The organism is Treponema sp. UBA753 (genome assembly GCF_002297325.1).
Taxonomy (GTDB): Bacteria; Spirochaetota; Spirochaetia; order Treponematales; family Treponemataceae; genus Treponema_D.
Genome location: NZ_DBKJ01000108.1, coordinates 1 through 9,036 on the forward strand (window position 1 = coordinate 1; position 9,036 = coordinate 9,036).

Genomic DNA, 9,036 nt, shown 5'->3' on the forward strand with positions numbered 1-9,036 from the left:
AGACTTGCAACTGGAATTTTTGATGCTATAGAACGAATAAAATTATTATCAGCTAAAAATAAATCCGTAATTGCAAGACAATATTCGGACAAATCTAGAATCTCATTCACAATCTGAAAAGCATCAAGTCCATTTTTTTGCGCATCTTCAATTAAATCCAATCGTTGGGTTAAATCAGCGTCATTTGGAATATAAACATCCCAACTATTTGCAATTGCAAGATCAAGGCACCTTCTTAAATGTCCAGTTCCATGGCCTTTCTTTACAGAGGGAATTAAAAGAACAGGATTTTTTACAGCAGGAAACGAAAGCGCACTTAAAATTTCATTTGTAGAATAAGGTTCTGATGGAATTTTATTATTGGAAACTTTTTTTACAATTCTTAAAGCCCGTTTATAATCAGACAAAGTATCAACTGTAGTTCTATAATCTGGATAGTAAAATTCCTGCGGAGCTTTTACAAAAGCGCAAATATATTTTTCAGAATGATTATAAAGCGCAGGGCCTACATGCTCATGGTCATAAGGCAAATCTGTTTCTAGTGCGGCTTCAAGCAAAGAATCTGCATTAAATACTTCAACTCCAGAGCCATGCGGAAGTCCAGAAAATGTAATGTAGTCAACTGGAGAATTTTTTTCTTTTAAAAAATATTCATCAACAAGTTTTTGTGCAGCCTCATAAAATAAAAATGGATTATCGGCTGTTGCTCTTAAAACAACATCGGCCTTGGAAATTTTTATAACATTGCAAAATCTGTCAAGAACATCAGATTGAGAGCCAGCGTAAAAATCCCAGCCGCATTTCTTTGCAATAGGTTCTAGTTCTTCCCTGCTTTCCTCATCAACAGCAAGAAAGTATTTTGAAGCTTCAACCTTTTTCATTGAAGCCAAAGTCCATTCAAGAATTGTTTTTCCGCCAAGAGGCAAAAGAGCTTTTCTAGGAAGTCTTGTTGAAGACAGGCGGCACTGGACAATTACAACAACACGTTTTCTTCCGATAACAATTTTTTTTATTCCTTCTTTTATTTTTTTTAAATTCATCTTTTACCTCGGAATTATTTTCCCCAGTTTTCAATAAGAGCAACAGCGTCTGTTTTAAATCTATACTGATTTTCCTTTGTCCAGCGCATGGCATCTTTAAATTGCCGCATAGACTCAACAAATCCGCAAGAACTTTTTAATTTAAAAGCAAAATATGAAATCCATGGAATTTTTGCATGATCTGATAAAAAAACAGGCAAAAGATTTTTCAAGTAAAATCTAAGATACGAAATATCTACCGTTAGGTTTTCTTCAGGAATTGCGCCTGTATATTTAAACTCAAATCCTGTTGACAAATTTATTTTCTCTCCCCAAAGCCAAGCTCTAAAAAAGAAATCGATTTTTTGCCAGTATTCAGAAAAAATCGTATAGTCAATTCCGCCAAGCAGAATAAATTTCTCACGATTATAAAAACCCGCATAATCAGCAGGATACAAAGTTGGCTGTCCGTCTAAAAATACAGAATCTGCCTCAACTTCAAAAACAGATTTTCTTGCTGAAGGAAAAAGCGCAACTGGAAGTTTTGTAGAGCTGTCAGAAAAAAGCCTTGGAGCAATGCAGAACTGATTTTTCTTAATAAATTTAGAAACCATAGAAGCGTCAAAAGAAAATTTTTCAAGGCACATTTCCTCTTGAACAACCAAAACATACTGAGTTTCAGCTTCAGAAAAAGCAATATTCAAAAGTTCTCCCTGTGATACATTTTCCAATGCAACTAAAAATTTTACAGTAGGAAAATGCCTCGCAAAAGAATCTATGGATTTCCGTTCATTTTCAGAATTCACGCTTATAATTTTTTCAAATCCTTTCTGCAATAAGTTTTCAAGAACCCTTGTTCTATAATGTCTTCCCGACCTGCTAAGAACTATGCACGTAACAGGCATAAGAATTTGCTTGGGATTTTCAGTTCCGCCGATAACAGTGTAAGAAATTTTATGCTGATTAAAAATTGAAGGTATAGTATTCATCGCAATCCTTGCATTTTTCTCCATATTTTTTTTCAAGCTGATTTTGAACTTCACCAAAATATTTTTTCCATATATTCTCTACACCTTCATCAAAAACATTTCCTATTGAAGAAAACACAAACTGTCTGCAAAGAGGAACTTCACCAGTGCAAAGAATTGTCATGTCGCGCTTTAAATGCCAACAGACATTTCTTTCAAGCGGAGATAAATCGGCAGGTTTTCTCGAAGGCAAGAGTTTGCAAAAATCATTGTACTTTTGAATTATAACTTTTCCGCCGGAAGGAGAATCTTTTGAGTGCCAAAAACGATAAAATTTTTCAAGTTCATCTTCGTTTTCATTCATTCTTGTAAACTGCGGATAAACAGAAGATGGGAAAAATTTATTTAAAGCAAGAATTGAATTCACAGCAGAATTAAAGCTTCCATTTGAAAAAATTTTGTTGTACATATCTTCGCTAAAAGAATCAATTGAAACTATCCAAGTTACAGATTCAGCTCCATTTTTTCTTTTTCCAGCTCGTTCTGAAATTTCAAAAACTTTTGAAACAAGCTGCTCAGTAACTAAAACTCCGTCAGTTTCTACAAGAACAGAAAGATTTTTATGGCGCAAAACAATTTCAATAAATTCCGCAAATTTTTTGTTAAGCAACGGTTCTCCCCAGGCACTCAAACCAATTACGGCATCTTCTGAAAAACTGGAAATCTGTTCAATAAGAAAATTGAATTTTTCCAAAGTCATGTCTTTGGGATTTGGATTTTCTTTTTCAAATGGGAAAAAACCGAATTTATTTTTAAAAGCTTCTGGATAAGGATTGTAAAACGGCATTGCAAGACAGTTTTCTGAAATCTGAATATTATAGAATGCTGGCAAAGTTTGCTGGACATCAGCGCAAGTTTCAGCAAGTTCAGAAAGATTTTCAGCGGTAAACGGAATTTCTTTTTTCAGAGCATTCGAATAAAGTCTTTGGCAGGCAACGAAATTTCTTTTTTGCGAACACGAAAAATCAAGACGCAGCATTCTAAAATCTTTAGGAGCAATCACGGATTCAATTTCAAAAGAATTTATGTCAGCTTTCATAACATTGAAAATGCATTCATTTGAAACCTGAAACTCCCCAAGCCCTTTGTGAGTTTTAGATGCAAAAGTGGAAAGAATTTTTAAAGTTCCAGAATTTATAATTTCCGGCGAAAAACCGTAAGGATAGCCGTCTGCAAATGTATATTCAGAAATATATTTTCTGTGGTTTTCAAGAAGTTCACTCGTAAGCTTTTTGTCAAGAAAGGGTCTGTCTGCTGAAGAATAAACAACGTCATCTGCTGAAAAAATAGAAACTTGAGCAGACATTTCTTCTATTAATATTGCCGTATTCCAAAAATTCCTTGAAACAATTTTTGCTTTTACTTTATCAAATGAAGATACAAAAGATTCCACAATATTTTTATTTTCTTCAAAGCAGGCAACAACAATTCCGCACAAACTTGAAACATCAGCCGCCCATTCAAGGCACTTTTCAAAAGCTGATTTTCCAGAAAAAACTTTTTCAAAACTATGAGCCGAATTTTCATCTATGTATAAAAAAACTAAATTCTTCATCATTTCATTATCGGAAAATATCTTGTCTAAATTAAACGGAATGTTTACAATCGGAACAAAATGGAAATGCAAAACGAATCAAAAAAAGACAATGCCCTAACAGTCTCACAGCTGACAGAACTTATAAAAACAATGCTTGAAGGTTCTTTTCAAAATATAATTTTAAAAGGAGAAATTTCAAACTACAAGCCAAGTTCATCCGGGCATCTTTACTTTTCACTTAAAGATTCAGACAGCCAGATTTCAGCGGTAATGTTCAGAGGAGCAGCTTCTGCTCTGAATTTCATTCCAAAGGACGGAATGCTTGTTCAAGTAAGAGGAAAAATAACAGTTTACTGTCCGCGCGGAAATTACCAGATTCAAGTTTCATCAATGATTGAAGCTGGAGCCGGAAACATAATGGAAATGATTGAAATGCGGAAAAGAAAACTTGCCGCGGAAGGACTTTTTGATTCAGCAAGAAAACGCACAATTCCATTTTTTCCAAAAACAGTCGGAGTTGTTACAAGCCCAAACGGAGCGGCACTGCGTGATATTTTAAATATAAGACGCCGCAGAAATGACAAAGTAAGCATCGTTGTTTTTCCTGCAATCGTGCAAGGTGAAAATGCCGCGGATACAATCGAGTACATGATAAAAATTGCAAACGAATACAACATGTGCGATGTTTTGATTGTCGGAAGAGGCGGAGGATCTTTGGAAGATTTGCTTCCGTTCAGCGAAGAAAAAGTTGTCCGTACAATTGCCAACTCAAAGATTCCTGTAATCTCTGCAGTTGGACATGAAATTGACTGGGCACTAAGCGACTTTGCGGCGGACGTAAGAGCTCCAACACCAAGCGCGGCGGCGGAAATTGCAATTCCAAGAAAGTCCGACATAGAAAATAATATTAAAAATTTCAAATCCGTTTTATTTTCTGAAATTCAAAACAAAACAAATTCCCTGCGACTTATGCTAAGAAATTTCAATCCTGAAAATATGCGGACCAGATTGCAAAACATTGAGCAAAAATATTCAGAAAGATTTGACAAAGCATTTGACTCAATGAAAGACGCAATGGAAAACATAATAAAAGATAAAAGAATAAAAATAAAACTGTGCCTGCAAAATTTAGAAAACTGCAATCCACAGAACATTTTTGACAGAGGATATTCTATGGTTTGCGATGAAAATGGAAAAATAATAAGAAAATCATCTGAACTTTCCAATGGCGCAAAAATAAAAATTAGGCCGGCGGAAGGATTGATTTTCGCAACTGTTGATAAAATAAATTAACGGAGAACAAAATGACAAACTTTGAAGAAAAACTAAAAAGACTTGAAGAGCTTTCTGCTTCCATAAAAAAAAGTGACATCAGCCTGGAAGACGCGCTAAAAGATTTTGAGGAAGGAATAAAACTTGCAAAATCCATGGAAAAGTCCCTTGATGAAATGGAAAGCAAAATTCAAATATTAATGAACAATCCTGATATTTCAGAAGAAGATGAAAAATCCGCACAAGTTAAAAAACAAAAGGCAAAAACTGAAAATGCTCCTGTGCTCGGTCTTTTTGATGAATCTTCTGAAATCACTGGAACAAGAGCATGACAGAACAAAGACGCGTAAAAATTCTAAATGCGGAAGTTGCAAGAAAAATTGCCGCCGGTGAAGTCATAGACAAGCCTTGCGCTATTGTCCGCGAGTTTATGGATAATGCAGTTGACAGTGGCGCAACAAGAATCAGAGTTGAAATTGCTAGTGGCGGAATTGAAAAAATCAGAGTCATAGACAATGGCTGCGGAATGTCAAAAGAAGATTTGATTCAATGCGCGCATCCACATGCGACAAGCAAAATTTCAACAGAAACAGACTTGCTTAGCCTTTCAACATTGGGATTCAGAGGCGAAGCACTTTCTTCAATTGCAGCAGTAAGCCGTCTGGAAATAAAAAGCGGCGGATGGAAAATGAACGCTTCTGTAACAGAAGATCACGTCATCGAGCCTTGTGCTTCAACAGAAGGAACCATAGCACAGTCATCAGGACTTTTTGAAAATTTTCCTGCCAGAAGACAGTTTCTAAAAAGACCGGCTTCAGAAGGAATTCAGTGCAGGACAATTTTTGAAGAAAAAATTCTTCCGCGCCCTGACATTGCTTTTACTTTTGTAAATGACGGCGAAGAAAAACTTTCACTTCCCGCAGGACAATCTTTAAAAGAAAGATTTGTTCAGACAAATGATTTTTTTGAAAGCAGCGATTTATTTTATGAACTGAAGTATGAGGATTCCGAAAAAAATTTTTCATTTACTCTGATTATTGGAGAACCTTCTGTTGCAAGAAATTCCAGAAAAGATATTTTCATTTACGTGAACGGAAGAAAAATACAGGAGTACTCTCTCGTGCAAGCCATTGCTTACGGAACACAGGGATATTTTCCAAATGGAACATTTCCAGTCGCCTGTCTTTTTGTAGAAATGAATCCAGCGCTTGTAGACTTCAACATTCATCCTGCAAAACGAGAAGCTAGATTCAAAGACATAAATGCGCTTCATCATGCAGTAAGCTCAACAACAAGAAATTTTTTCAAGCAGTATACTGTAAAATCAATGCTCACCCAAAATGCAGAAGATAAAACAGAAGCTGAACTTTCAAATGAATTTTCTTTTAATTCCACCGGTATTGAAAAAAATAATTTTGTTGAAGAAAATTTCACTCACCAAAACAAAAGTCCAAAAATAAATTCAATTTATTCAGATGTGAAGCGTGGAAATCCTAGAACAAGTTTTTCATCAGGCGGAACAAGACAATCTTTCTTTAAAACGAAAACTTCACAAGATTTTTTTCATCCAATGAAACCGAATTATGTTCCAGAAATAAATAGTGAAAAGCTTTCAGAATATGAAAAAGGATTTCATTTTGCAGGCTGTGTTCTTGGAACTTTTATTATCGCAGAAAAAAATGAAACGCTTTACATAATAGATCAACACGCCGCCCATGAAAGAATGATTTATAATCAAATAATGGCAGAGGCAGGACAAAAACAATCTCTTCTTGTTCCATATATTGTGCAGACAGATTCCGTCGCTGATGACAATTTTATCCGAGCAATAAAAGACAAACTTGAAGAAGCTGGATTTTCATGTAAAGACTGCGGAAATGGAAAATGGGAATTTTCAACAGTTCCAATAAGATGGAAAGGCACAGAAGCAGATTTAAAAAAAGATGTGCTTGACCGGCGAGTAAATCCAGCAGATATGATAAATGCAGCAGCCGCATCCACAGCATGCAGAAGCGCAGTTATGGACGGAACAGTTTTAGACGAAGAGACTGCAAAAAAAATTGCAAAAGGTGCTCTTGAATTGCCAGATCCGCATTGCCCGCATGGACGCCCGGTATACACAACAATAACAAGACAGCAACTTTTTGCACTTGTAAAGCGGACATAAAATCCGCTCTGAAAAATAAGTTACTGCAGTTCAGCAAGCAATCCATTTACTTCTGAAGATTTAAAATCTGGAGCTTTGGATTGCAAGTAAAGCAAATATTTTTCCGCGCTGTTTCCATCACCTTGAGCAAGACAGACTTTTGCAAGTTCAAAAAACAAAGGCCATTCAGTCTGCTGTTTTTTTACAAGCTCTTCATAAACAGCCCTTGCATTTTTATAATCTTTTGCAGATGTATATGACTTTGCAAGATTTTCTTTTACTGTCAAATTTTCAGGTTCTATGCCCAAAGCATTTTTATAAAATTTTACAGAGTTTGCAAAGTCATCAATATCTCTATATGCGCTTCCAAGATTGTTGTTTACTTCAAAATTCTTAGAATCATTTTTGTAAGCTTTTAATAAAAGAGCAATCGCAGCATCAGGTTCATTTTTTGAAAGAAGAATCATTCCTAAATTTGTATTTGCTTTTACATGATTTGAATCAAGCTTTAAAGTTTCTTGATAAAATTTTATAGCTTCAGTTTCGTTTCCTAATTCTTGATTTAAAAGTCCTAGGTTATATGAGATATTTGTCTTTACATCCGACGTAGTTTTGTCTTTATTATCATAAGCTTTTTTTGCAAAATCAAATGCATCGTTCTTTTTATCCTGCGCAAACATCACAGTAGAAAGATTGTAATAAGTGAGCGCATTTTTTTCTGCAGTAGAATCTGGACAAGAAAGAGCCTTTAAAAAATTTTGTTCAGCCAGAATATAGTTTTTTAATTCTGAATAACAAGAGCCAAGTTCCTGATAAGTTTGCGCTCTTGATGGATTTATTCTTACCGCCTCTGAATATGATTTTACTGCCTCTGAATAATTCTTTTCTTCAGCTAAAACATGGCCTGCTCCCATAAATGCATTTTCATAGTCAGGTTTTATTTTTGTTGCATTTCTGTATGAAGCAAGAGCCTCTTTATTTTTTCCAAGTTTTTCACAAACAAAGCCAGAATTATAATGGGCAGGAGCAAAATTTCCATTTATTTTTATTGAAGTTTGGAAAGCAGCAAGCGATTCATTGTACTTTTTCTGCATCGCAAGAACTCTTCCAAGCTGATAAAAATAAGTGCTATTGGCAGGATCTTTTTTTGTGGCATTACGTAAAAAATTTTCAGCAGAAGCATAATTATGTTTTTCAAGAGCATCCATTCCAAGGATAAACATAACGTTAGGTTCTTCTTTAGAATTTTCAAAGGATTTCTCTGCAAATTTTACAGCTTCATCACGAAGAAATTTCTTTTCAGTTCCTGATTTTTTTTCAGAGCTATCAAACAAAGCTGTCGCAGCCTCTCCAAGTTTTTTTGCGGCAAAAGCATTTTCTTCTTCAGGAAGATTTTTTTCAGCATTATAAAATTCAACAACAGCTTCTTTATTTTTATTTTCAGACAAAAGCTGCTTTCCATTTGAAATATAATTTTCAACAAGCTGCTTTTGACGTGCAATAGCAGCCTCTTTAGCTTTTTGCTCTGCAAGAGCTTTTTCTCTTGCCTTTCTTTCCGCTTCAGCTTTTTTAGCGGCGGCTTCCCTTGCCAATTTTTCTTCTTGTGCTTTCTTTGCAGCGGCAGCTTTTCTTTGCCTTTCTGCTTCCAAGGCTTTTTGTTCTTTCGCTTTCTTTTCTTCAAGAGCTTTTCGTTCAGCTTCTTTTTTTGCATCTTGAATTTTCTGTTCTTCTATTTCGCGCTTATTCTTTGCTTCGTTTCTATGACGAAGAATTTCCTCTTCAGAAAGAATTGGGTTTCCACTCTCATCAAAACCAAACTCGCCTAAATCAATTCCAGACTGCATTGCTTTTTCTACAGCTTCTTTTTTTAGAGCATTTATTTTTTCTTGATTTTTTTCATTTGGATTTAAACTGTTCAAAAGAATAAGGGCTTCTTCAAATTTTCCTTCGTCAATAAGTTTTTGTGCAAGCGCAAGTTTTTCTTCATCAGAAAGATTTTCAGCGGACCGTAAAACCAAGGCCTGTTTTTTCATG

At 35.2% G+C, this 9,036-nt stretch carries 7 protein-coding genes; 3 read left to right on the forward strand and 4 right to left on the reverse strand.

The features are described 5' to 3' along the window. From B4C08_RS08885 to B4C08_RS08895, 3 genes are all read right to left on the reverse strand, one after another. On the reverse strand, positions 1-1,040 hold a 1,040-nt coding region (locus tag B4C08_RS08885), incomplete at its 3' end, for a cytidylyltransferase domain-containing protein (protein WP_296664595.1). A gap of 14 nt (positions 1,041-1,054) precedes the next feature. Beyond that, positions 1,055-2,008, reverse strand: coding sequence for a hypothetical protein (locus tag B4C08_RS08890; protein ID WP_296664597.1), 954 nt, complete (start codon positions 2,006-2,008; stop codon positions 1,055-1,057). Further along, the gene (locus B4C08_RS08895; RefSeq protein ID WP_296664599.1) at positions 1,983-3,602 is read right to left on the reverse strand and encodes a spiro-SPASM protein; all 1,620 of its coding nucleotides are present in this window, start codon (positions 3,600-3,602) and stop codon (positions 1,983-1,985) included. Before B4C08_RS08895 ends, B4C08_RS08890 begins: the two co-directional genes overlap by 26 nt. A 66-nt stretch (positions 3,603-3,668) precedes the next feature. On the opposite strand from B4C08_RS08895, the gene xseA reads away from it, so the two are divergent. The 3 genes from xseA to mutL are packed head-to-tail and all read left to right on the forward strand — an operon-like array spanning position 3,669 to position 7,023. After that, positions 3,669-4,877, forward strand: a complete 1,209-nt coding sequence (xseA, locus tag B4C08_RS08900) for an exodeoxyribonuclease VII large subunit (RefSeq protein ID WP_296664608.1) — start codon at positions 3,669-3,671, stop codon at positions 4,875-4,877. Between the two features lie 11 nt (positions 4,878-4,888). Continuing rightward, on the forward strand, positions 4,889-5,188 hold the full coding sequence (gene xseB / locus B4C08_RS08905) for an exodeoxyribonuclease VII small subunit (protein ID WP_296664601.1): 300 nt from the start codon (positions 4,889-4,891) through the stop codon (positions 5,186-5,188). Then, positions 5,185-7,023, forward strand: coding sequence for a DNA mismatch repair endonuclease MutL (gene mutL / locus B4C08_RS08910; protein WP_296664603.1), 1,839 nt, complete (start codon positions 5,185-5,187; stop codon positions 7,021-7,023). Before xseB ends, mutL begins: the two co-directional genes overlap by 4 nt. A gap of 20 nt (positions 7,024-7,043) precedes the next feature. Here mutL and B4C08_RS08915 read toward each other — a convergent pair. Then, positions 7,044-9,036 (reverse strand): tetratricopeptide repeat protein (locus tag B4C08_RS08915; RefSeq protein WP_296664605.1); only part of this gene is annotated, 1,993 nt, incomplete at its 5' end.